The following is an 18,931-nucleotide window of genomic DNA, read 5'->3' as shown; positions in this document are numbered from 1 at the left end:
GGACACCGACGAAAGGATTACATATGGCAGACATCATTAACGTGCTGGCGGGTGTTGAGGGGGACGTCGCTAAGCTGCGCGAGCGCCGGCCCGAAGCCAAGGAGAACGCCCAGGCTTCCTTCGCCGCGCTCCTCGAGCCTGCAGAGCCCGGTACGTTCAGCTATGCGGAGCGCTACGCCATCGCGACCTTTGTTGCAGGCATCTACCAGGCGACGTCTGCCGTCGCCTTTTACTCCGACCTGTTGGCGGAGGAATCAGAGGAACTCGCCGCAGAGATAGCCCGCGCGGTAGAGCGCGGCATCACTACCGGCCCGTACTCCGGCGGCGGCTTCACGCTCTTCGATGGCTCTCCACGGCTCGCCGCCGCCCTCGACTTCGCGCACCTTCTGGTCTTCCACCCCAAGGACGCCTCCCCGGCCGCGATCGGTCACCTGCAGGCGGCCGGATGGTCCAACGATGACATCGTGACGCTGGCACAGCTCGTGAGCTTCCTGTCCTTCCAGCTGCGCGTGGCCCACGGCTTGTCCGTGCTTGCTGGCACCGCACAGGCCGCGGCCGTGACTGAGGCGCCGCGCCCGACCCACACTACGGAGTGGGTGCCGGGGGAGGGGACGCTGGTGCCGGACGTCGTCAAGCCGCAGGGCTTTGTGGCGCACTCGCTGGGCTGGAAGCCGTGGGTGCCGCCGCAGCCGAAGGAGGAGTTCACGGACGCACAGCGCGATGCGTTGATTAAGCCCGAGCGCATCGACATGGAATACTTCCGACTGCTGGCCCGCGACCCGGCCGCGCTCAAGGCGCGCACGCGCACGGATCTGGACATTTTCTACAACACCGACGGCGGCCTGGGCCGTGCCGAACGTGAGCTGGCCGCCACGGTGGTCTCACGACTCAACGGCTGTGAGTACTGCGCGTCGGTGCACCAGCAGCGCGCTAAGGAGGAGGGCGGTGACGCCGCGGCGGTTGACCGGCTTCTTGAGGAAGGCGTTTCCGCCGACCTGGGCTCAGGACAGTGGTCCGCCATCCGCGATGCTGCCGTGGCCCTGACCGAGTCGCCCTTCGCGTTCGACGCCTCCCACGTTGAACGCCTCGAGTCCGTGGACTTCGATACGCTGCCCATCATTGACGTCATTAACTCTTCCGCGTTCTTCAACTGGGCTAACCGCCTCATGCTGACGCTGGGGGAGCCGGATGTGCCAAAGCGCTTCCGCTAAATGAAGGAGGAATAATCATGGTGAAGACTGCCGTTGTCACCGGTGCTACTGGTGGAATGGGCGTGGAGATCATCAAGGACCTAGCCCGGGACCACCGTGTGTATGCCCTGGGTCGGCGCGCCGGGGAGCTGCCGGAGGCGGAGAACATCGTGCCGGTGGCCATCGACCTGCTGTCGCTTCTCGACGGTGCAGCGCTTCCTGACGAGCTGGCTTCGCTCGAGCGCGTCGATGTGCTCGTGCATGCCGCGGCCCAGGCGGATAAGCACTCGGTGGAGAGCGCTCGGCCTTCCGATTGGCGTGCGCAGATGGATCTCAATGTGCACGTTCCTGCGGAGCTGACCCGCCAGCTGCTGCCTGCTGTGCGTGCGGCGGAAGGGCTTGTGGTGTTCATCAACTCCGGCGCGGGCATCCACTCCTACGGGGACAACGTAATTTACGCCGCCACGAAACATGCGCTCTACGCGCTTGCTGATGGCCTGCGCCTCGGCGAGCTCGGCATCCGCGTGTCCACCGTCGCGCCGGGCCCGACGGATACCCCGATGCTCAAGGGCCTGCAGGACTACAACCCGGAGCACGTTATCGCTCCGGTCGAGGTGGCGAAGGCGATCCGCGCCACCGTCGATGCCGGCCCGACGACGCAGCTTACGGAGATTCGCGTGCGACCGCGTATTGAGCTCAACCAGCGAAAGTAAGCACCCGCCGTTCGAGATGCAAAAACCGCGGGGCGCGGTACAGTTGTGAGACGTGTCCACCTCTCAACGCCGCCGCCCTGCTTACTTGGTGATCGCGGATTCGCTGCGGAGCAAGATTGAATCCGGTGAGCTGCAGCCGGGCGACCGTTTCCCGACGGAGCGGGAGCTGGTCCAGGAATACAAGGTGGCGCGCATGACGGTGCGCCACGCGCTCGACATCGTGCAGATTGAAGGGCTCATCGACCGCAAACGGGGCCGCACCGGCGGCACCTTCGTGCGTGCGACCCCGCCGACGCTGAGCCTGACGAGTGGGCGCAGTGCTCTGCAGCAGCTGCGGGAACATGGACTCGATATTTCGGTGCAGGTGCTTTCACTTGTGCTTATCGACGCCCCCGGACACCTCGCCTCCGCCCTCGGCATCGAGGACGAGGACCCCGTGTGGGAGGCGCGCGCAGTGCATGTGTCGGAAGGCTCGCCCATCATGGCCACGACCCTGCTCATCCCGCATTCCTTGGCACCAGAGCTTAAGGAGCAGGACTTGGAGAAGCCACTGTCTACGCTGTTGGCGGAGCTGGGGCTTACACCGGTGTTCAAGCGAGATTCCCTCATGGCGGCCACCGCGCGCACGGAGGAACAAAAGATACTTGGGGTCGGCCGTACGCAACCGGTCTTGCGGATTACTCGCACCGTCAAGATGGAGGACGGCACTGTGGTCGCTCAGCTGGAGGAAACCCTGCGCCCCGACGCCGTCTCCGTCGAAGTTGAGCTTGGCGAGGACCCCTCACCGTCCCTCGACTAACCCCCTTCGCCGTTATTCTTCTCCTTTAGCGCGAACCTTGTTTGCCTCAAGTCCGGGCTAACCCGCGCGCCTAATCCAATCGTGCGGTTATAGAATGCACCCATCTGCTTGGGCTACATGCGGGATCGCCGATGTGCCCGCTGACCGTGGTGTGGTTGGCGGGCTTCATCGTTGCGGCGTGGGTGCGAAGCTTTAGTTCGCACCCGCTGGGCGGCGTGGCTGCGTGCAGGCGATTAGCCTGCACCCGGCGGGTCGGGTGGTTGGCTTGTTCCTGGCGGTGGGGCGGGTGGTTGGCCTGTGGTTTGTCCTGTTTGTTCGGCGGCGAGTCGGGCTGTGGCTTCTTGGTATTCGGGCATGGCGGTAATTGGCACACCCCAGGGCGGGATGTAGCTCACCCCGGTATTCAGTCGGAACATGTAGCCGCGCCCGGTGGGTCGTTTGGGGTCATCGTCGTTAATACCGTTGTGGTAGGCGCACAGGAAGGTGAGGTTTTTAAGGTTGGTAAAACCTCCTGCCTGCCAGGGGATGAGGTGGTGGACTTCGCAGTAATCAGCTGGTTTATTGCAGCCGTCACGTGAGCAGGTTTGGAATTCAGCAGCCAGGCTGATGCGTTGTTTCCAGCTGGCATGCCGCTGAATCCTATAAGAGTTAACCGGGCCTTCCAAAGGGTGGATGATGGTGGCGTAGCCAATCTCAGCAAACTTGTAGGCCAAAAAGTCTGCGCCTGTCATGCGTGCGCCGTTGGTGAGGTTAAGTTCTATTTCCTCCCCATCCTCGTTAATAATTTGGTCGAGCTCGTTGAGGGTGACAACGACTTGAGCATGTACGGCAGGTGTGGTGCCAATACCGCCGGTGACAATGACGGTGCGGGCAGCCTCAAGGAGGTTTGTTTTATTAACGGATTCTAGGGTGCCTCTGATGTCGGCGATGATGGTGGGGGTGTCGGTGATGGTGATGGAGTTCGGGCCGTGTGAGCGGTAGGTGAAGCGTACTCCGGGTTTAGCTACACGTTTGGCACGAAGCTCCTTTAAACGCTTGGTGGCGACGTGGCGGATACGGTGAGCGGGGTGCCGGCAAGTTTTATGCGTAGGTTCCAGGCATCGAGGTCTTTGTTGACTTTGGCGGTGTAGGACTCAATCAGGGTAAGAACGCTAAGGCTATGTTGTTGTGCCACCGCGGCCGCACGGGCTTTGCGTTGTTTGCCGGTGAAGCGGGTCTGCCCGAAGTAGATACGGTGAAGATGGGCAAGTTCTGTAGCATCGGCTGCGTCGGCGCCGAGCGCGCGCAGTTCGTCGGGTGAGCTGGATGCTTGTTCCACTAGCGCGATCCCCGAGTTGCGGTAGTGGAAGTAGGTTTCTAATACCCCCATGGCCACGAAGCTTAAAGCAGGCCCACCAACCCCGCAACCGGAGCAGAAAAGACACTGGTTGCGGGGAGAATCCGATCAACCGCGGTCGATGGCGCGGTTACGCAGGGCGCGGGCGAGGCGGTCGCGCTGCTCGGTGACTGCGCGGCGCAGTCCACCGGCCAGGCCTCGGGAGAGGAACTCATCGGCGCGGTCGAGGGTTTCCTGGCTGACATCCCAGCGCGGGAACAACCCGGTCACCGTGGTCAGAGCAATCTCGTTGGACTGCGCGGACCAAATCTTTTCCGCCACGTCGAAGAACTCAGCACTCGGCAAGAGATCGTCGGAGCCAACAAAGGTCAGACCCGCTAGCTTCGACTCCAAGTCGCGGTTGCCCAGCTCACCAGCGACGATCTCGTCCCACACCGCGCGCTTGTTGTCCTCGGTATTGACAGCAGCCAGCGCCTTGAGGGAGGCCTGGTAGCCCGTCGCGGTGTTATCGCGCTTGAGCTCCTCAGCCACCGCAGTCATGGCGGCGCCGGCGTGCTCGGGGCCGGTGACGTCGGCGTGCTCGGGGCCGGTGACGTCGGCAAGCGAGCCATCGGCGATGAGCGCGGTGAGCGCCTTCCAGCGCAGGCCCGCATCCGAGGAGGTCTCAAGGAGATCCTGGAAGAAGGCGCGGGAGGCGTCGTGAAGCTTAACGCCCGCCAGAGCCTGGGTGAAGACGATGGAACGCTCAGTGTTGTCGGAGCGGGTGCCTTCAAGGAGTGCGTCGGCAAGCTGCGTGTCCTCCTTGGCCCATTTCGGGTCGGCGTAGGTGGACTGGGCCAAAGCTGCCTGGGAGAGGATGCGCTCGAGCACGGCGAGCTCAGTCTCCGCCTCAGCACCGCGGGCCACGAGTGCGACGAAATCGCGGGCGCGCATCGAGCCCGCGCGGGTCATCTCCCACGCGGTGGACCAGCACAGGGTGCGGGCCATGGGGTCTTCGAACTTGTCGATATTCTCCAACAGGAACTTAAGGGAGCCCGCATCCAACTCGATGAGGCAGTAGGTCAGGTCATCGTCATTGGGCAGCACGAAATCGATATCCGCCAGCGGGCGGCCGATGAGTTCCGGAATCTCGGTGGAGGCGCCATCGATATCCATCTCGATGCGCTCGGTGCGCACCACCTTCTCTCCCTGCAGCGCGTAGACGCCGACGGCGACGCGGTGCGTGCGCAGGGTATCACCGCGCTGGGTGAGGTGGGCCCGTGTGATGGTGCCGGACTCGTCCGTCTCCAACGCCACGCCCAGTGTGTTCACGCCCGTGGTCTTCAACCACTGCTGCGCCCAGAAGGACAGGTCGCGCCCCGAGGCCTCCTCCAAGTGACGCAACAGATCCCCGAACGTGGCATTCGACCACTGGTGCTCCTGGAAGTGGCGGCGCACCCCGGCGAAGAAGTTCTCGCGGCCCACGTAGGCCTGCAGCTGCTTGAGCACCGACGCGCCCTTGGCGTAGGTGATGCCGTCAAAGTTCTGCTCCACGGTCTCAATATCGGAGGCATCCGTGGAAATCGGGTGCGTCGTGGGCAGCTGATCCTGCTGGTAAGCCCAGGCCTTCTCTACGTTGGCGAAGGTTACCCACGCGGTGTCGTACTGAGTTTCCTCCGCCTGGGAAATCGCCGCCGACCAGGTGGCGAAGGACTCGTTGAGCCACAGGTCATCCCACCACTGCATGGTCACCAAATCACCGAACCACATGTGCGCCAGCTCGTGGAGGATGGTATCCGCGCGGCGCTCGTACTTGTAGTGCGAGGCCTGCGACGTAAACACGTACTCATCACGAATGGTCACGCAGCCGGCGTTCTCCATCGCACCGGCGTTGAATTCCGGTACGAAAATCTGGTCATACTTGCCAAAGGGGTAGGCAAAGCCGAAGTTGCGGTGGTAGAAATCAAAGCCCTGCTTGGTCTCGGTGAAGAGGCGCTCCGCGTCGAGCGATTCCATAAGAGACGGGCGGCAATAAATCCCCAGCGGCACCTCAACGGACTTGGCAGGAGAGCCCTCCGGGTGCTCCGCCAACGTGCCGGTCCAGGTATCCGTCACGCCCACATAAGGGCCCGCGCACAGCGCAATCAGGTACGTCGACAGGGGGTAATCCACCGCCGCGCGCACGGTGTTGCCCGAACGCGTGATGGGGGAGTTCGTAATCACCGTCCAGTGCTCCGGGACCTCGAACGCCAGCGAGTACGTCGCCTTCAAATCCGGCTGGTCAAAGCAGGCAAAGACGCGCTTGGCATCGGCGGTCTCGAATTGGGTGTAGAGGTAGGCCTCACCATCCACTGGGTCGACGAAGCGGTGCAGACCCTCACCGGTGCGGGAGTAGCGGATCTTCGCCACGACTTTGAGCTCATACTCGGCCACTTGCAGCCCGGATAGCGGGATGCCGTAGGTGGGGTCATAGGTGCTGGTAGGCAACGGCGCACCGTTGAGTCGGACCTCGAGAAGCTCGTCCCCGCGCAAGTCAATGAAGGTTGAGCCAGCTTCCTTCACCCGGAACTTCACCACGGTCGTGGAGGTGAAAAACTCCTCCCCGGTGAGGTCGAGTGCGACGTCATAGTGCTCTACCTCCACCATGCCCGAGCGCTGCTGGGCTTCCTCGCGGGTGAGGTTAATCGAGGTCATGTAGGTTACTCCTCTTCGTCGGTGATTAAGTCTCTGCACCAGCGTAGTCACACGCCTAGGGTGGGATGCCACAGACCGCACAAACAAAGGAGATTTACCGTGGCTCAATCCGTAACGTTCTGGTTCGACTGCTCCTGCCCCTTCGCATGGCTGACCTCGCGCTGGATTAAGGAGGTGGAGAAGGTCCGCGATATTGAGGTGACTTTCGAGCCGATGTCCCTGTCCGTGCTCAACAAGGGCCGTGACCTGGAACCGGAGTATATGAAGATGATGGAGGCCAACTGGGGCCCTGCTCGCGTGGCGGCCAAGATTGCTGTTGAGGCCCCGGAGAAGGTCGATGCCTTCTACACCGCCATGGGCACCCGCATCCACACCGAGGGCCAGGGTGGCAAGAAGGGCTACGGTGCCTACGACTCCCTCATTGAGCAGGCGCTTGTCGACGCATCCCTCCCCATCGACTTCGCCTCCGTGGCCAACACCGAGGAGATGGATGAAAAACTCACCGAGTTCCACAACCGTGGTATCTCCGAGGTCGGCGACGAGGTGGGCACCCCGGTGGTGAAGTTTGGCGATACTGCCTTTTTCGGGCCAGTGATTACTCGCGTTCCTACTGGTGAGGAAGCCGGCGAGCTTTTCGACGCCTCCGTGCGCCTCGCCCAGTTCCCCTACTTCTTCGAGCTCAAGCGCTCCCGAACGGAAGCCCCGCAGGTTTAGCGAGTTCGATTCTGCGTCACTGAGACGATGACGCAGATGAGGACCACTGGGCTAAGCGCGAAGGCGGGCAGCCCGGCAATGTTGATGATTGGGAGGGAGGCTTGCGCTTGAAACTCCTCCCACGCGGCGACTACCCACGTGGCCCATGAAGCTCCCGCGAGGAGTGCAAGCACACCGGCGGTGATCCCAGCCGCGCGGTGTGGCTTCTGGGCTATCCACCATGCGCCCACCCCGAGGTGAGCTGCGGTCATCACGATCGCCATGACCAGGGGCCGGAGGAAGCTGCGTTCCGTGAAGAAACCTGCGGCGAACAAGCCGGCGCCGATGAGAAAAGCTATGAAGTATAGGCTGGCCACGCCTCGTGTCATGGGTATGAAAACCTCCTCTTGTGCGTGAGTGGCCCCAAGCGTAGCAAGCGCACGCTATTAATGGCAGGGCTCAGCGGACAGTCGTCCTGCCCGCTAAGATGTGGGCCATGCGCGTTTATTTAGGAGCAGACCATGCAGGGTTCGAGATGAAGAACGTCATCGCCGAACACCTAAAGAAGCAGGGCCACGACGTCATCGACTGCGGTGCCCATGAGTACGACGCCGAGGATGACTACCCGGCATATTGCATTGAGGCAGCCCTGCGGACCGTTAATGATCCGGGCTCGCTGGGCATCGTGCTGGGTGGTTCCGGCAACGGCGAGCAGATCGCCGCGAACAAGGTGAAGGGTGCGCGCTGCGCCTTGGCGTGGTCCCCCGAGACCGCCCGCCTTGCCCGCGAGCACAATAACGCCCAGCTCATCGGCATCGGTGGTCGTATGCACTCCGAAAAGGAGGCACTCGCCATCGTGGATGCCTTCCTGGATCAGGAATGGTCCCGTGCCGAGCGCCACCAGCGCCGTACCGACATTCTTGCCGAGTACGAGCGCACCAACATTCCGCCGGAGCTTCCGGAGGCTTAGTAGTTCATCTCCTTGGGGTGAGTGCCGCCACGGCCCTCTTCCCCAAGGTCGAGATCAGTAATCGCAGCCATCTCGGACTCATCCAGCGCGAAGCCGAAGACATCGAAGTTCTGCGCAAGGCGTTCCGGATTCTCGGACTTCGGGAAGACAATGACGCCATTCTGAAGGTGCCAGCGAATGATTACCTGGGCCGGGGAGACGCCGTATTTTTCGGCGGGCTCAGTAATTTCCGGCAGCTCAAACAGATCCGTCTTACCCTGGCCCAGCGGGCCCCATGCCTCAATCTGAACCTTGTGAGCGCGGAATGCATCGAGCTCGCGCCAGCGCTGTAGGTAGGGGTGCAGCTCCACCTGGTTGACCACGGGGGTTTCCTCGGTATGGGTTTCGAGCTTTTCAAGGTGCTCAAGCTCGAAGTTGGACACGCCGATGGACTTGGCCTTGCCGGCCTTCTTGAGCCCGATGAGCTGCTTCCAAGCCTCCACGTAGGTGTCATTCTCCGGGCACGGCCAGTGGACGAGGTAGAGATCCACGTAGTCGAGGCCTAGCTTCTCTAGGGATTCATCGAGTGCAGCGGCCGCATCGGTCTGGCGGTCATTCCACAGCTTCGTGGTGATGAACAGCTCCTCGCGCGGGATTCCCGAGTTAGCAATCGCGCGGCCTACACCTTCCTCGTTGCCGTAGATGGCGGCGGTATCGATGTGGCGGTAGCCCACCTTGAGGGCTTCGAGGACCAGTTCCTCGGTCCTGTCGGGATCTACCTTGAAGACACCGAAGCCGAGCTGGGGGATAGCGTTGCCGTCGTTGAGTTCGATATTGGGTACAGTCATGCGGCCCACTCTACGCAGGGCTTGGTCATCCGTGCAGAAGTAGAGAATCAGAGGTAATAGGCAAAAGTGTGTCTAATTCGCCGGACGGGACCCGATAAATACTGGAAGGGTTGTGGGCTTTGTGATGCACACGACCTGTATAGGGAGCGTATCAACGTTTATTAATGTTTCGTTGTGAAAGTTGGAGTGCTCAGCTAATACTGGAAATCAGTATCAATTGAACCTTGCTTGATACGTCCGACGATAAGGAGAGAACTATGCTGAGAGGTAAACTGGAAGAGCCTATAAACGGGGAAACTTCTCCCTGGGCGTGCATTGAGATGCAACCATAGGAGGGGAAATGAGCTTCGGCATAATTGAGCTATTGCCACTAATTATTCTATTGCTAATAGTAGGAATCGTGTTCTTTTTCTTTCAACGCCGTAAAGGGGGCAAGAACTAGAAGCGTAGCTTCGGCCCCCCCTTTTGAGAAGCGTTGGGGAGTTTCTTCGTTTAAGCACCACCTCCATTGACACACCGGATGGAGGTAAATTCACATCACGCGGTCATCCAGACGGGCGACCAGTCGCATGCGAATGAAAACGACTAAAGCCGCACCGGCTACCTAAACTAGGTGATCAGTGCGGCTTTTCCTTGGAGGGAATGACGGGAATCGAACCCGCGTCTTCAGCTTGGAAGGCTGAGGTATTAGCCACTATACGACATTCCCACTAGCCCGAATCTCTGCGCGCTGGGCGCGTGAAACGGCGTACGAGCTACTTTAGCGCACGATGGCTCTGAAGTGAAAACGGGAACTAGATAAGGCTAAAAGCCGTTAGTTTGAGTAGGTACGCAATCTGAACAACATAGTGTTTAACTCGTAGATGAAAGTGGTGCTTTTCGTGGGCTCCTTATTGCTCCTTGTCCTCATCGCCGGTGGTGGCGTGTGGTTTTTGTCTTCTCGTAATGGAAAGAAGCAGCAGGAACTGCGAGAATCCCAGCGTTTCGAGGATGCCTTGGCGGATGCGCGCCGCTGGACCGAGCGCCTTGGCGGTCAGGTGATGAACCTCAGCGGCACGGATACTGCCTCTCAGCAAGCCATGGCGGATGCGTCCGAGCGATTCACCGCAGCAAACTCCGCGATTTCCCGGGCCACCACGGTCAAGCAGGCGCACCTGGCGCGTGAGTCCGCGCTGGAGGGCCTGTACTACGTGGCAGCCGCGCGGGAGATTATGGGCATGGACCCGGGTCCCGAACTCCCGCCGCTGGAGGGCCAGCGCCAAGCCGGCAAGGTCACGGAGACCCGCACGGTGGAGGCCAACGGGGAGACGCTGACGGCGTCGCCAAGCGCATCGGCACAAACCCCGAACTACTACCCGGGTGGTGTCGTAGCAGGACGTCCGGTTCCAGCCGGGTGGTACTCGCGCCCGTGGTGGGCTGATGCGTTATCCACCGGCGTGTGGATGGTGGGCTACTCCATGATGTTCAATGCGATGTTCGCGGGTATGTCCGGCGTCGGCTACTCCGCAGCCGCGGCAGAAAGCGGCGACTGGGGTGGCGGCATGGACAGCGTTGGTGAAATGGATCCCGTTGGCATGGACGAGGTCGGCGATATGGGTGCCGGCGATGTCGGGGGAGGCGAAGAAGGCGGCTTCTTTGATGGCCTCTTTGGCGGCGACGGAGGCGATGGCGGAATGTTCGACTTTGACTTCGACTTCTAAGCGAAGAAAGAGCCTCTGACATGCAGAAAGGCCGTTAAATTGGGGCCGGTGTTGGGATAGTCAAGCGCCTATCGGTACACTAGCCCCAGTATGAAGCGCAGCTGCGTGCGGGACTTCCCCCGGGCGCAGAGGCTTTCCATACGGGGCGTGGCGCAGCTTGGTAGCGCACCTGCTTTGGGAGCAGGGGGTCGCAGGTTCAAATCCTGTCGCCCCGACGTATGGGGGCCTGGACACTCATCCAGGCCCCCTAATTTCATCTTTGAACGATCACAATCAGGAGAGTTTCTCGTGAAGACCACCGTAGACAAGCTGAGCGATACGCGCGTCAAGCTCACCGTCAACGTTCCGTTCGCTGAGCTGGACAAGGAAATCGCTCAGGCCTACGCGGCGATCGCGCAGCAGGTTTCCATCCCCGGCTTCCGTAAGGGCAAGGCTCCGCGCCAGCTTATCGACGCCCGCTTCGGCCGCGGCCCTATCCTCGAGCAGGTCGTTAATGACATGTTGCCGTCTCGCTACGAGCAGGCCGTTGAGGAAAACGACCTTAAGGTTATTGGTCAGCCGGAGGTTGACATTGCCAAGCTGGAGGACAACGACTTTGTCGAGTTCACCGCTGAGGTAGACGTGCGCCCGGAGTTTGAGGTTCCGGACTTCTCCAAGATTTCCGTCAAGGTTCCGGCCCTTGAGGTGGGCGATGAGGACGTCGACAAGGCCCTCGAGGACCTGGCTTCCCGCTTCGGTGAACTCAAGGACACCAAGCGCAAGATGAAGACCGGTGACTTCGCTGTCATCGACATCACCACTGAGGTGGACGGCGCCAAGCTGGATGAGGCGTCCCACGAGGGGATGACCTACCGCATCGGTGACGACAACCTGATTAAGGGTCTGGACACCGCTCTGCGCGGCATGAAGACCGACGAGGATAACGAGTTCACCACCACCATCCAGTCCGGTGAGCACGAGGGCGAAGAGGCCACCGTGAAGGTCCACGTCCAGCAGTCCAAGGAGCGCAAGCTTCCGGAGCTCGACGACGAGTTCGCACAGATGGCTTCCGAGTTCGATACCATCGACGAACTGCGCGAAGACACCAAGACCCGCGTCGAGGAAACCAAGAAGTCCGAGCAGGCTGCCAACATCCGCGATGAGGTCCTCAAGGCCGCTCTCGACGAGGTTTCCTTCGAGCTGCCGAAGTCCATCGTCGACGAGCAGGTTCACGCTCAGCTGCACCAGGTCATGGGCCAGATGGCTCACGACGAGAAGGCACTGGCACAGTTGCTTGAGGCTCAGGGCACCACTCGCGAAGAGTTCGATGCTGATGCTCGCAAGTCCGCTGAGGAGTCCGTCCGCACCCAGCTCTTCCTGGACGCACTGGCTGAGGTTGAGGAGCCGGAGGTATCCCAGCAGGAGCTGACCGACCACATCCTGTTCACCGCGCAGTCTTACGGCATGGACCCGAACCAGTTCATCCAGCAGCTGCAGTCCAGCAACCAGCTGGGCAACCTGTTCTCTGACGTTCGCCGTGGCAAGGCCCTGGCAATGGCCATCTGCCGTGCCGAGGTCACCGATGAAGAAGGCAACAAGGTTGACGTTGACCAGTACTTCGGTGAAATCGAAGAAGAGGACGCTGCAGAAGCTTCCGAGGAGAAGTAATCTCCCGCTTGTAACGAGCTGCTGCCACATGTGTGGTGGCGAGCGCGCGTGAAACCCCGGATTCAGGTAACTCAAGGATGAGCCTGAATCCGGGGTTTGTGTCATTGTGAACGCCCTCTAGGAGTCTTTGAGTACTTCGTAGAGGGCGTGATGGGGGTTGGCTGGGGATACCGCTAGCCGTTCGTGGCTCTACAGGCCTCGTCGGTCAACTGCAGGAAGCGCATAACGTAATCCTTGACAAAGTCTGCGGTGCGTTCATTGAGATGTCCGGACTCTTCGAAAAGGGTGGGGGATTGGCCCAGAAATACTTCGGGCTGACCCGGAAGCGGCATATCGAAGTAGGACAGGGCGAGGCGAAGGTTCTTCTGTGAACTGTAGCCGCCCATGCGGCCTACAGAGTGGCTAATGATACCTGCGGGAAGGTTCTTCCACGCCACATCTGAGTTGGGTTTAGAGCCGATGTCCACTGCGTTTTTGAGGCAGGCAGGGATAGTGCGGTTGTTCTCTGGCGTAATGAAGAGGATCCCGCTCGAGTTCTTGATGGTCTCGCGAAAGGTGGTGTACTCAGCCGGAGTGGGCTTGTCCGTGACGGCGGGGTCATCGTAGTCGAAGTCATAGAGCGGCAAGTCACGGATTTCCACGATGTTTGCCTCGCAGTCTTCAGGGATCATCGTGAGCACCTCGTGTGCAATCTTGCGTGCAAATGACTCTCGGCGCAGGCTGCCGACGATAACGCTGATACGTGGGGTGGTCATGGTAAACCTTCTTTCTTAGTTGGGTGTAGGGAGACGTGGTCAAGGGAGAAAAGGCTTGCAGCCAAAGGCCGGTGGTGGGCCGGCAGCGTGGGCGGCGGTGAGGAAGTCATCTACTTTGTCTCCTTCTTCATGGCGGAAGTACAGTTCGATGAGTCCTAGAAGCCCCCCGAGGACGGCCTCTCGTGCGGCGGATGTATTCAACAGCCGCATGGCTGCGGGTTGGTTTCCTTCGCGGATGGCTTCAAAAAGCGCGATGGTCTCAAGCCAGCTTCCTTGGTCCGGTCGCGGAAAAGGTTTAGAAATCCCAGTCATCATCACTCGTTTCTTCAGCAGTACCAATGACATAGGAGGAACCAGATCCAGAGAAGAAGTCATGGTTCTCATCTGCTCCGGGGGCTAGGGCCGCGAGGATTTCTGGGTTCACTTCCGTTTCTTCGGGCGGGAAATAATCCGGGTAGCCCAAATTCATGAGTGCCTTATTGGCGTTATAGCGAACGAACACGGCTACATCGTCCATGAGTCCCAAAGGCTCATATAGCTCGCCGGAATAGTCCAGCTCTAGTGCATAAAGCTCTTCGAGCAAAGAAATGGTGAAATCATGCATTTCCTTCTGCCGTAGCGGGGTCGTGGATTCCAGACCGCGCTGATACTTGTAACCCGAGTAGTAGCCGTGCACTGCCTTGTCACGCAGAATGAGGCGAATCATGTCTGCCGTATTTGTCAGGGTGGCGTGGACAGAAAAGTGCAAGGGAAGATAGAAACCCGCGTAGAGAAGCAGCGAGGAAAGCAGCGTCGATGACACCTTGCGTTTGAGTGGATCCGGCCCAAAATAGTGCGCGAGCACTTTCTTGGCGCGTGCCTGGAGAAGGTCATTCTTCACCGCCCAGCGGTATGCTTCATCAATTTCCTTTGTACTGCTCAGGGTAGAAAACACTGAAGAGTATGAACGGGCATGGACTGACTGCATGAAGGCGATGTTGGTATACACGGCCTCCTCGTGTTCGGTGCGGGCATCTTGAATCTGACAGATTTCACCCACGGTGGCCTGGACAGTATCCAGGGTGGTGAGTCCCGTGAACACGCGCATGGTGAGGTTGCGTTCCTCGGGCGTCATCTTCTGCCACGCCGGGAGATCATTAGAAAGCGGGACCTTCTCTGGCAACCAAAAGTTGGCGGTGAGACGGTTCCACACTTCAAGATCCTTGTCATCGCTCACCCGGTTCCAATTGATGGCGCGGATGCGGGCTGAAGGATCATGCCGGTAGCTCGGCGGAGTAACTGAAATGCTGGTTAGTTCAGCACTATTCGATGTTGAAGACATAGCTTCTTTCTTTTTGATTGGATGGTTGTGGACAAGGGGGAGGACCGTGCTCCTACAAAGCACAGGAGACGCAGCCTTCGACCTCGGTTCCTTGGAGCGCGGATTGGCGTAAACGGATGTAGTAGAGGGTCTTGATTCCGGCTTTCCAGGCATAGATTTGTGCCTTGTTGATGTCCCGCGTGGTGGTATCAGCGGTAAAGAACAAGGTCAGGGAAAGCCCTTGGTCCACGTGTTGGGTGGCCATGGCGTAGGTGTCGATGATTTTTTCGTATCCCACGGCGTAGGAGTCATCGAAATACTCCAAGTTGTCGTTGGTCATTTCCGGCGCGGGGTAGTACACGCGCCCCAAGCGGCCTTCCTTGCGTATTTCAATTTTGGAGGCAATTGGGTGGATGGACGCGGTGGAGTCATTGATGTAGGAAATTGATCCAGTGGGTGGAACTGCCTGCAAGTAGGCGTTGTAGATGCCGTCTTGCATCACTTGATTCTTGAGCCGTAGCCAATCCTCGCGTTGGGGGATCTGCACGCCTGCTTCGTGGAAGAGCTGTTTTACGTGTTCAGTGGCTGGCGCCCAGTCTTGGTCGATGTATTTGTCAAAGTAGGCGCCAGTGGCATAGGTGGATTCTTCGAAGCCTGTGAATCGTTGACCTTTTTCAACCGCGAGTGCATGGGATGCGCGGAGCGCATGGTAGGTCACCGTGAGGAAATAAATATTTGTAAAGTCCAGTGCCTCGGCGCAGCCATAAGGAATACGCTGTGAAGCAAGGAAGCCGTGGAGATTCATTTGGCCCAGACCAATGGCATGCATGGAAGCATTTCCGTGAGCGATGGAAGGAACAGCTTCGATGTTCGTCAGGTCTGAAACCTTCGTGAGGGCACGCACTGCGGTTTCGACGGTCTCCCCGAAGTCCGGCGATTCAAAAGCCTTCGCAATGTTGAGCGAACCTAGATTGCAGGAAATATCCTGGCCAACGGTGGTGTAGTCCCCTGAAGCTCCGTAGGTCGATGGCGTGTTGACCTGGAGGATTTCGCTACACAGGTTGGACATATTGATATGTCCTTTGAGGGGATTAGCGCGGTTGACCGTATCTTCAAAGAGGATGTAGGGGTATCCGGATTCAAACTGAAGCTCAGCCAGCGTGGTGAAAAACTCGCGGGCCTTAATGGTCGTGTGAGAGATTCGCGGATTGGCAACCAGCTCGTCGTAGTACTCGGTGATGGACATGTCAGACATGGCTACGCCGTACTCGCGAGCGATGTCATACGGGCTAAAAAGATGCATATCCTTGTTCTCTTTGGCCAGCCGGAAGGTTATATCTGGAATAACAACCCCCAGCGAAAGAGTCTTGATGCGGACTTTCTCATCGGCATTTTCCCGCTTAGTATCCAGGAAGCGAAGAATATCTGGATGGTGCGCATGCAGGTAGACGGCTCCAGCGCCCTGCCGGGCGCCCAATTGGTTGGCATAGCTGAAGCTATCTTCGAGAATCTTCATGACTGGGACTACGCCGGAAGCCTGGTTCTCAATCTTTTTGATCGGGGCTCCGGATTCGCGCAGATTGCTCAGCAACAGGGCCACTCCACCACCGCGCTTTGATAGTTGCAGTGCAGAGTTCACGCAGCGGCCAATGCTCTCCAAATTGTCTTCGATTCGCAGGAGGAAGCAGGAGACCATTTCGCCGCGCTGGGCTTTGCCTGCGTTGAGAAAAGTAGGGGTGGCGGGCTGGAAGCGTCCGGTCATGATGTCATCCACCAGCTTTTCTGCGAGCTCTTCGTCGCCCTGTGCAAGGTATAAAGCTGTGGTGGCGACGCGTTCTTCGTAGCCTTCTAGGAATCGGGAGCCATCAAAGGTTTTCAGTGCATATGAAGTGAAGAACTTAAATGCGCCGAGGAAGGTGCGGAACTGGTGCTTAGCTCGATGAGCTCTGTCATACATGGCGCACAGAAAGGCGTCATCATAAAGCTCAAGGAAATCCCGCTCGTAGTACTCATTATCAACCAACCATTCCAAGCGTTGCTTGGTGGAATCGAACTGATGCATGCGGGGAGCGACATGGTGCGTGACATAGTCTTGTGCTGCCTGAATGTCCTTGTCAAACTGGATTTTTCCAGAAGCGTCGAACAAGTTCAGCTGCGCGTTGAGTGCGTGGTAGCTCTTGCGCTTGCCGACACCGCCGGCATTGTCTGCTGAAGCGGTGCGGGGCGTAGCGCCATTAGTCTGTGTGGGGGTGGCATCGAGAGGCCACATTGTGTTTTCCAATCTGTGTGATGCGGATGTGTTCTTCATCTTGTGGGGGATTAATGGGGTGTCATCGTTAGCTGCTTTTGCTGCTCCCAAAACTTTTGAAGGCCTTGCTTTACGGCGGCAATGTCTCTCTGGGTGCCGAGAAGCTCGAAGTGATACAGCTCCGGTACGTGGCACTTGGCGGAAATGATGCGTCCGGCGACGCAGTAAGCACTTCCGAAGTTGGTATTCCCTGAGGTAATAACGCCCCGGATAAAGGAGCGGTTGATTGGGTCATTGAGGAAGTCGATGACCTGTTTGGGGACTGCGCGTTTGAGCGAGCCGCCGCCGTAGGTGGGAACGATGAGTACGTACGGGTGTGATACCTGGATCATCCCGGTTTTCTTGGGGCGCAGTGGAATGCGCACCGCGGGTCTATCTAAGCGTTCGACGAATCTTTTCGTGTTTTCTGAAACGCTGGAAAAGTACACCAAATCTGGTGAGTCTGACATGGCAATCCTGCTCATCCTGGCCTTAGCCATAAGTGGGATAGGTGATATTCGAAAAGACTAACTACGCAATGCCGTAGTTGCAACTACGGCCTAACGTAGTTTTGAAAAGGGCAGGTGAGAGCAGGATTAATGCAAAGGGGAAGATCTAAAGGTTGTGGTGTGCTACAAACACTGCGTCGGTAGCTGGGCGTCCAAGTACTACCCACTGAGTGCTGCCGGCCACCTGTATTTCGAGAGAATCTGAAAAGGGCGCTCCCTCGCGCGTGCTAAGAATAGCCCCAGTGACAATGCCGCGCTCTTCAAGGAACTTCAGCAGTTGTGGGTCGGAATCAGAAATGCGTTCCACGGTCACCTGCGATTGTGCACCGCTGTCGGTGAGGCGATGCGCACTGGGGATTGTGATCTGTCCGTCAACCGTAGGGATAGGATCGCCGTGTGGATCCCTAGTGGGGTAATCAAGGAACTTATCCACACGTTCTATGAGCATGTCAGACACCGCGTGTTCGAGATTTTCGGCTTCATCATGGACTTCGTCCCAGGTGTAGCCCAATGCTTGAACCAAAAAAGACTCAAGCAATCGGTGACGGCGCACCATGACCAATGCGTACTGCCTGCCAAGTTCGGTTAACTCCACAGAGCCATAGGGCGTGTGTGACACGAGCCCTTGCTTCGCCATTTTGCGCACTGCATCAGAGACCGAGGAGAGCTTGAGTCCCAGCTGTTTCGCTATAAGTGTGGCGGTAACGGGCTCGGACGACCATTCCTTTAGCCCCCAGATAGCTTTCAAATAGTTCTGGGTACTGGTGGACAGCTCGGAAACAGACATGAGTAAATGTTAACCCAGCTTCCGTGTGCGCCTTTGGCGCTGTGCCCCAACGCTCATAGCGAACAGAGGCCAAGTTTGAGAGGAATGCCGGTAAGGTGGGGCCAGTTAAAGCATTCTTCACTTGAAGGAGAACCACTAATGTCTGAGAAGATTTCAATGAACTCGTCGTCTACGGGTATGAATCTGAGCGATAGCGTGTACGAGCGCCTGTTGCGCGAGCGCATTATCTTCCTGGGAACCCAGGTCGATGATGAGATTGCGAACAAGCTTTGCGCCCAGATCCTCCTGCTGTCTGCCGAGGACCCCACTCGCGACATTTCGCTTTACATCAACTCCCCGGGTGGCTCTGTCACTGCGGGCATGGCCATTTACGACACGATGAAGTACTCGCCGTGCGATATTGCCACGTACGGCATGGGCCTGGCTGCCTCCATGGGTCAGTTCCTTCTCTCCGGCGGCACCAAGGGCAAGCGCTACGCTCTGCCGCACGCGCGCATCATGATGCACCAGCCTTCCGCTGGTGTCGGTGGTACCGCAGCTGACATCGCCATCCAGGCTGAGCAGTTCGCGCAGACCAAGCGTGAGATGGCTGAGCTCATCGCTGAGCACACCGGCCAGACCTTTGAGCAGATCACCAAGGACTCTGACCGTGACCGCTGGTTCACCGCCCAGCAGGCCAAGGAGTACGGAATCGTCGACCACGTCATCGAGTCCGTCAACGGTCCTATCAGCAACTAGGGAACAA

General features: G+C 58.8%; 19 protein-coding genes and 2 tRNA genes. 9 read left to right on the top strand and 12 right to left on the bottom strand.

What is annotated here, in order from left to right; all coding sequences use genetic code 11:
* Positions 1–23: 23 nt before the first annotated feature.
* Genes NX84_RS10665 through NX84_RS10655 form a run of 3 tightly spaced genes read left to right on the top strand, consistent with a single transcriptional unit; the run spans position 24 to position 2,702 of the window.
* A complete protein-coding gene (locus NX84_RS10665) occupies positions 24–1,211 on the top strand; it encodes an alkylhydroperoxidase domain protein (RefSeq protein ID WP_039676433.1) in 1,188 nt (395 codons plus the stop codon).
* A gap of 17 nt (positions 1,212–1,228) precedes the next feature.
* Positions 1,229–1,903: an SDR family oxidoreductase gene (locus NX84_RS10660; RefSeq protein ID WP_039676432.1), complete on the top strand. Its 675-nt coding sequence runs from the start codon at positions 1,229–1,231 to the stop codon at positions 1,901–1,903.
* 52 nt (positions 1,904–1,955) lie between these two features.
* Positions 1,956–2,702, top strand: a complete 747-nt coding sequence (locus NX84_RS10655; protein ID WP_039676431.1) for a GntR family transcriptional regulator — start codon at positions 1,956–1,958, stop codon at positions 2,700–2,702.
* A 233-nt stretch (positions 2,703–2,935) separates the two neighbouring features.
* Here NX84_RS10655 and NX84_RS13240 read toward each other — a convergent pair whose 3' ends face one another.
* From NX84_RS13240 to pepN, 3 genes are all read right to left on the bottom strand, one after another.
* Positions 2,936–3,433, bottom strand: coding sequence for an HNH endonuclease signature motif containing protein (locus tag NX84_RS13240; protein ID WP_231913761.1), 498 nt, complete (start codon positions 3,431–3,433; stop codon positions 2,936–2,938).
* Positions 3,434–3,729: 296 nt separating this feature from the next.
* Positions 3,730–4,071, bottom strand: a complete 342-nt coding sequence (locus NX84_RS13235; RefSeq protein WP_231913770.1) for a hypothetical protein — start codon at positions 4,069–4,071, stop codon at positions 3,730–3,732.
* 75 nt (positions 4,072–4,146) lie between these two features.
* Positions 4,147–6,711, bottom strand: a complete 2,565-nt coding sequence (pepN, locus tag NX84_RS10645; protein WP_039676430.1) for an aminopeptidase N — start codon at positions 6,709–6,711, stop codon at positions 4,147–4,149.
* A gap of 99 nt (positions 6,712–6,810) precedes the next feature.
* Here pepN and NX84_RS10640 point away from each other — a divergent pair, with 99 nt between their 5' ends.
* Positions 6,811–7,425, top strand: coding sequence for a mycothiol-dependent nitroreductase Rv2466c family protein (locus NX84_RS10640; RefSeq protein WP_039676429.1), 615 nt, complete (start codon positions 6,811–6,813; stop codon positions 7,423–7,425).
* Here the strand turns inward: NX84_RS10640 and NX84_RS10635 are convergent.
* The gene (locus NX84_RS10635) at positions 7,422–7,793 is read right to left on the bottom strand and encodes a hypothetical protein (RefSeq protein WP_039676428.1); all 372 of its coding nucleotides are present in this window, start codon (positions 7,791–7,793) and stop codon (positions 7,422–7,424) included. The two genes, NX84_RS10640 and NX84_RS10635, sit on opposite strands and share 4 nt — an antisense overlap.
* A gap of 107 nt (positions 7,794–7,900) precedes the next feature.
* Between NX84_RS10635 and NX84_RS10630 the strand changes: the two genes are divergently transcribed.
* Positions 7,901–8,374, top strand: a complete 474-nt coding sequence (locus NX84_RS10630) for a ribose-5-phosphate isomerase (RefSeq protein ID WP_039676427.1) — start codon at positions 7,901–7,903, stop codon at positions 8,372–8,374.
* Here NX84_RS10630 and NX84_RS10625 read toward each other — a convergent pair.
* Together NX84_RS10625 and NX84_RS10620 are read right to left on the bottom strand one after the other, a co-directional pair.
* Positions 8,371–9,201 carry an aldo/keto reductase gene (locus NX84_RS10625; RefSeq protein WP_039676426.1) on the bottom strand — a complete coding sequence of 277 codons (831 nt, stop codon included), beginning with the start codon at positions 9,199–9,201 and terminating at the stop codon, positions 8,371–8,373. The genes NX84_RS10630 and NX84_RS10625 overlap by 4 nt on opposite strands.
* 634 nt (positions 9,202–9,835) lie before the next feature.
* A tRNA-Gly gene (locus tag NX84_RS10620) sits at positions 9,836–9,910 on the bottom strand.
* 154 nt (positions 9,911–10,064) lie between these two features.
* Between NX84_RS10620 and NX84_RS10615 the strand changes: the two genes are divergently transcribed.
* The 3 genes from NX84_RS10615 to tig all read left to right on the top strand — a co-directional run bounded on the left by NX84_RS10615 (position 10,065) and on the right by tig (position 12,548).
* Positions 10,065–10,901, top strand: coding sequence for a DUF1542 domain-containing protein (locus tag NX84_RS10615; protein ID WP_174519857.1), 837 nt, complete (start codon positions 10,065–10,067; stop codon positions 10,899–10,901).
* 141 nt (positions 10,902–11,042) lie between these two features.
* A tRNA-Pro gene (locus tag NX84_RS10610) sits at positions 11,043–11,116 on the top strand.
* A 73-nt stretch (positions 11,117–11,189) separates the two neighbouring features.
* Entirely contained in the window at positions 11,190–12,548 is a 1,359-nt protein-coding gene (tig, locus tag NX84_RS10605) for a trigger factor (protein ID WP_039676425.1), read from the top strand.
* A gap of 173 nt (positions 12,549–12,721) precedes the next feature.
* On the opposite strand, the gene NX84_RS10600 is transcribed toward tig, so the two are convergent.
* From NX84_RS10600 to NX84_RS13275, 6 genes are all read right to left on the bottom strand, one after another.
* Positions 12,722–13,303: an NADPH-dependent FMN reductase gene (locus tag NX84_RS10600; RefSeq protein WP_039676424.1), complete on the bottom strand. Its 582-nt coding sequence runs from the start codon at positions 13,301–13,303 to the stop codon at positions 12,722–12,724.
* A 39-nt stretch (positions 13,304–13,342) separates the two neighbouring features.
* On the bottom strand, positions 13,343–13,615 hold the full coding sequence (locus tag NX84_RS10595) for a hypothetical protein (protein ID WP_039676423.1): 273 nt from the start codon (positions 13,613–13,615) through the stop codon (positions 13,343–13,345).
* Positions 13,599–14,624 carry a class 1b ribonucleoside-diphosphate reductase subunit beta gene (gene nrdF / locus NX84_RS10590; RefSeq protein ID WP_082013963.1) on the bottom strand — a complete coding sequence of 342 codons (1,026 nt, stop codon included), beginning with the start codon at positions 14,622–14,624 and terminating at the stop codon, positions 13,599–13,601. The genes NX84_RS10595 and nrdF overlap by 17 nt, the downstream gene beginning before the upstream one ends.
* A gap of 52 nt (positions 14,625–14,676) precedes the next feature.
* Positions 14,677–16,872 carry a class 1b ribonucleoside-diphosphate reductase subunit alpha gene (gene nrdE / locus NX84_RS10585; protein ID WP_039676422.1) on the bottom strand — a complete coding sequence of 732 codons (2,196 nt, stop codon included), beginning with the start codon at positions 16,870–16,872 and terminating at the stop codon, positions 14,677–14,679.
* Between the two features lie 50 nt (positions 16,873–16,922).
* Positions 16,923–17,390, bottom strand: coding sequence for a class Ib ribonucleoside-diphosphate reductase assembly flavoprotein NrdI (nrdI, locus tag NX84_RS10580; protein ID WP_039676421.1), 468 nt, complete (start codon positions 17,388–17,390; stop codon positions 16,923–16,925).
* 115 nt (positions 17,391–17,505) lie between these two features.
* The gene (locus NX84_RS13275; RefSeq protein WP_039676420.1) at positions 17,506–18,186 is read right to left on the bottom strand and encodes a metal-dependent transcriptional regulator; all 681 of its coding nucleotides are present in this window, start codon (positions 18,184–18,186) and stop codon (positions 17,506–17,508) included.
* A gap of 138 nt (positions 18,187–18,324) precedes the next feature.
* On the opposite strand from NX84_RS13275, the gene NX84_RS10570 reads away from it, so the two are divergent.
* Positions 18,325–18,924 carry an ATP-dependent Clp protease proteolytic subunit gene (locus NX84_RS10570; protein WP_039676419.1) on the top strand — a complete coding sequence of 200 codons (600 nt, stop codon included), beginning with the start codon at positions 18,325–18,327 and terminating at the stop codon, positions 18,922–18,924.
* Positions 18,925–18,931 lie beyond the last annotated feature (7 nt).

This window comes from Corynebacterium minutissimum (assembly GCF_000805675.1).
In the GTDB taxonomy this organism is placed as follows: Bacteria; Actinomycetota; Actinomycetes; order Mycobacteriales; family Mycobacteriaceae; genus Corynebacterium; species Corynebacterium minutissimum.
Note: the sequence above shows the minus strand (reverse complement) of the source record. Positions and strands in the feature narration are given on the sequence as shown.

What these genes read in the sequence shown, in the direction of transcription:
- NX84_RS10665 (WP_039676433.1), top strand. Translation starts at nt 24, where the DNA reads ATGGCAGACATCATTAACGTGCTGGCGGGTGTTGAGGGGGACGTCGCT.
- NX84_RS10660 (WP_039676432.1), top strand. Translation starts at nt 1,229, where the DNA reads ATGGTGAAGACTGCCGTTGTCACCGGTGCTACTGGTGGAATGGGCGTG.
- NX84_RS13240 (WP_231913761.1), bottom strand. Translation starts at nt 3,433, where the DNA reads ATGACAGGCGCAGACTTTTTGGCCTACAAGTTTGCTGAGATTGGCTAC.
- NX84_RS13235 (WP_231913770.1), bottom strand. Translation starts at nt 4,071, where the DNA reads ATGGGGGTATTAGAAACCTACTTCCACTACCGCAACTCGGGGATCGCG.
- pepN (WP_039676430.1), bottom strand. Translation starts at nt 6,711, where the DNA reads ATGACCTCGATTAACCTCACCCGCGAGGAAGCCCAGCAGCGCTCGGGC.
- NX84_RS10635 (WP_039676428.1), bottom strand. Translation starts at nt 7,793, where the DNA reads ATGACACGAGGCGTGGCCAGCCTATACTTCATAGCTTTTCTCATCGGC.
- NX84_RS10630 (WP_039676427.1), top strand. Translation starts at nt 7,901, where the DNA reads ATGCGCGTTTATTTAGGAGCAGACCATGCAGGGTTCGAGATGAAGAAC.
- NX84_RS10625 (WP_039676426.1), bottom strand. Translation starts at nt 9,201, where the DNA reads ATGACTGTACCCAATATCGAACTCAACGACGGCAACGCTATCCCCCAG.
- NX84_RS10615 (WP_174519857.1), top strand. Translation starts at nt 10,065, where the DNA reads ATGAAAGTGGTGCTTTTCGTGGGCTCCTTATTGCTCCTTGTCCTCATC.
- NX84_RS10600 (WP_039676424.1), bottom strand. Translation starts at nt 13,303, where the DNA reads ATGACCACCCCACGTATCAGCGTTATCGTCGGCAGCCTGCGCCGAGAG.
- NX84_RS10595 (WP_039676423.1), bottom strand. Translation starts at nt 13,615, where the DNA reads ATGACTGGGATTTCTAAACCTTTTCCGCGACCGGACCAAGGAAGCTGG.
- nrdF (WP_082013963.1), bottom strand. Translation starts at nt 14,624, where the DNA reads ATGTCTTCAACATCGAATAGTGCTGAACTAACCAGCATTTCAGTTACT.
- nrdE (WP_039676422.1), bottom strand. Translation starts at nt 16,872, where the DNA reads ATGTGGCCTCTCGATGCCACCCCCACACAGACTAATGGCGCTACGCCC.
- nrdI (WP_039676421.1), bottom strand. Translation starts at nt 17,390, where the DNA reads ATGGCTAAGGCCAGGATGAGCAGGATTGCCATGTCAGACTCACCAGAT.
- NX84_RS13275 (WP_039676420.1), bottom strand. Translation starts at nt 18,186, where the DNA reads ATGTCTGTTTCCGAGCTGTCCACCAGTACCCAGAACTATTTGAAAGCT.
- NX84_RS10570 (WP_039676419.1), top strand. Translation starts at nt 18,325, where the DNA reads ATGTCTGAGAAGATTTCAATGAACTCGTCGTCTACGGGTATGAATCTG.